The organism is Burkholderia sp. ZZQ-2, assembly GCF_050768715.1.
GTDB classification, from domain to species: Bacteria; Pseudomonadota; Gammaproteobacteria; order Burkholderiales; family Burkholderiaceae; genus Burkholderia; species Burkholderia cepacia.
The window spans coordinates 1-3,163 of sequence record NZ_LDVA01000144.1 but is presented as its reverse complement, the minus strand read 5'-3'; the positions used below and the strand labels follow the sequence as shown (position 1 = coordinate 3,163).

Sequence of the window (3,163 nt, the reverse complement as noted above, 5' to 3'; positions counted from 1 at the left end):
CGAATACGGCACCGGCTCGCCCGCGCCGTTGAAGATGCGCACGTCGCCGAGATCGTCGCGCCGGCTCGCCGCATAAACCGGCTGCGGCACGGTGAGCTGGTAATACGCGGCGGTGCCGTCGAGGTCGAGCGAGAAGCGCTGCGCGGGCGGGCCGTCGGCCGCCGCGAGCGACGCGAGCAGGCTCAGCCCGAGCAGCGCGGCGAGTCGTTTCATTGCGGGCCGTCCTGTTGCGCGGCGGCCTTCGGCGGCAGCGGCGAGAAATAGCCGATCAACAGCAGCAGCACGCCGATGCCGATGAACGACACGATGCGCTCGATGCCGGTCACGTGCGACAGGTCGAACAGGAACAGCTTGACGACCGTGAGCGCGAGCAATGCGGCGCCGACGAACCACAGCGGACGCAGCCCGCGGCGCGTGGCCCAGATCGTGATCGCGAGCGCACAGAGCGTCCAGTACACGGACACCGACGCCTGCACGAGCGTCGATTCCGCCATCGCGCCGAGTTCGTACGGCACGCCGGCCCAGTGATGCAGCGTGCGCAGCAGGATTGCGTTCAGCCACAGGAACGCGGTCGCCCCCGCCGCGCTCAGCAGCTCGACGCGATGGTTGCCGAACGACCAGCCGAGCTTGCGTGCGCGCACGAACCACGACGCGGCGAGCGCGTAGACGACCACGAGCACGAGATCGAGCGGGTTGAAGAGCGGCACGCGCGCCCAGCTTCCGCCGTCCTGCGTGAAGTTCGCGTAGAAGGTCCACACCCACATCACGACGATGAGCGGCAGCGACGCGAGCGCGCACACGCGGGCGATGCCGTCGCGGCGCGTCAGCCACATCCCGGCGAACGCGAACAGGCTCCAGCCGACCATGAACACCTGCTGGATGCCGAACGACGACAGCACCGTGTCGATGTCATAGGCCATGTGGAAGCGGTGATGCAGCGTGCGCAGCATCAGCGCGTTGAACCACAGGAACACGGTGGCGATCGCGGCGTAGTCGACGATGTGCGGATGCCATGCGATGCCGAGCGCGCGCAGGCGGCGCAGCCATACGGTGAACGCGACGAACACCAGGCACTGCGCGATGTCGAGCGGGTTGAGCAGCGGGAGCCAGAAGAGCGGCGCCGCGTTGCCGTCGCTGATCGCGCTGGCGATGCTCCACAGCCACAGCAGCGCGGCGAGCGGTGCCGCGCCCCACACCTGGTAAGCACGCGGGAACGCCGCGACGGGCCAGCGCAGACGCGAGCCGGGGCCCGACACCAGCAGGAGCAGCACACCGAAGCCGTAGGCCCACGCGCTCCAGCTCCATGCGCCTTCGGGCACGAACGCGCGCAGGCGCCAGAAGCCTTCGAGCGACAGCAGCCCGCACAGGGTCCAGAACGTCAGCGTGTGCAGCGGCGCGATGATGCCTGCGGCGACGGCTTGCGCGAGGCCGGGTGCGGTGCCGGGCGTCGCGCCTTCCGCAGGATCGGCGCTTGCCGTGCCGCGCGACTGGCGCCACAGCAGTGCAAGGCCGGCGCCGACGGCGACAGGCCACGCGAGCGCGCCCATCCCCGACAGCGGCGCTTCATGCGCATCGAACGCCCGCAGCGCGAGCAGTGCCAGCACGGGCGTCAGCGCGAGCGCGGGCCATTCGGCGAGCGGCCACGCCAGCCGGCGGCGCGCGACGTGCGCGAGCCATGCGGTGCCGGCCGCGAACAGCGCGGTCGAATCGACGACGAAGCGGTCGGCATGCAGATCGACGTGACGGCTCGCGTAGACGAGGATCTCGTGCAGCCCGCCGCTTATCCACCACAGCAGTCCCCACGCGGCTGCCGCGGCGCCGATCTCGGGCATCCACGCATGCCACGCGCGCGCTTCCGCGCGTCCGTGCAGCCACCAGCCGGTGAACAGGCCGGCGAGCGCGATCAGCAGCATCGCGATGTAGGGGCTGTTGAGCACGGGCAGCGCGGTGGCGTCGGCCGGCCCGAGCAGGCTCGTGAAGAACGCGCCGGCCGCGGCGAGCTGCATCAGCAGCCCGAAGCCGAACCGCAGCATGCGCTTCTCGCGCACGCCGAGCCAGACGACGGCCGCGCCTTCGATCGCCCACGCGGCGCTGGTCGTCGGGCCGGAGAACGCGAGCGGCACGGCCAGCGTCGCGAAGATCACCGCGAGCGCGAGCGTGGATTCGAACAGCAGCGCGAGGCGGTCGCGGCGCCGCGCGAGCCATGCGGTGACGACGACGTAGAACGCCGACAGCGCGACGGCGCTCCACGCGAGCCCGAACGGCATGTCCTTCACGAGCGACGCCTGCAGTGCGGTCGCGACGATCGGCGTGCCGAACACGAGCGTGCCGTCGACGTAGTGCCGCAGCGCGAGCTCGCGCTTAACCGCATACAGCAATGCGATGCCGACGTACATCAGGAAGAACAGGATCAGGAACGGCTCGGTGCTCGCGAACAGCGCGGGGCGATAGGCCGTCACGCCCCACGCGGAGCCGATCGTGAACGTGAACGCGAAGCCGAGCAGGTTCAGCGGACGCCAGGCCTTGAACCACGCGATCGCGAAGATGCCCGCGTTCAGCAGCGCGTAGTAGCTGAACAGCGCGACGTGGTTGCCGTGCCCGGTCGACAGCAGCACCGGTGCGAGAAAGCCGCCCGCGGTGCCCATGAACGCGAGCGGCAGCGCGTTCTGCCGCACCGCGAGGAACGCGCTCAGCGCGCATACCGCGACCATCAGCGGAAACGCGGCGCCGACGGGCAGCAGCGCGTAAAGCTTGGTCGCGGCGAAGATCGTCAGGTACAGGATGCCGACGCCGCCGCCCTGCAGCACGAGCCCGTACGCCGCGCGGCGCGCACGCACGCGCCAGCCGATCGCGAGCAGCGCGGCCGCTGCGAGCGCGGTGCCCGCGAGGCGGAATTCGATCGGCAGCATGTTGTTGTCGGCCGCGTACTTGAGCAGGAACGCGACCCCGAAGAACAGCACGACGATCCCGACGCGCACGACCGTGTTGCCGCCGAGCAGCCAGTCGCGCGCGGCGCGGAATGCACGCTCGACGATGTCGGGCTCGCGCGGTTTGGGCGGAGTGGGGGGAACCGATGGTGCGGGGGCCGGAGCGGCAGGCGTTTCAGTCGCGTGGGGCGCGGCCGGTACCGGTACCGGCGCGGCGGCGCGAACCGGCGCCGGGG

The 3,163-nt window shown here is 70.9% G+C and carries 2 protein-coding genes; both read right to left on the bottom strand.

All coding sequences use genetic code 11. The annotated features are described in order from the left end of the window. A partial coding sequence (locus tag ABY44_RS08480) for a DUF3999 family protein (RefSeq protein WP_431641110.1) occupies window positions 1–213 on the bottom strand: 213 nt, incomplete at its 3' end. Next, the coding region (locus ABY44_RS08475) for a DUF2339 domain-containing protein (RefSeq protein WP_431641109.1) at window positions 210–3,163 on the bottom strand (2,954 nt) is incomplete at its 5' end. The genes ABY44_RS08480 and ABY44_RS08475, both read right to left, overlap by 4 nt.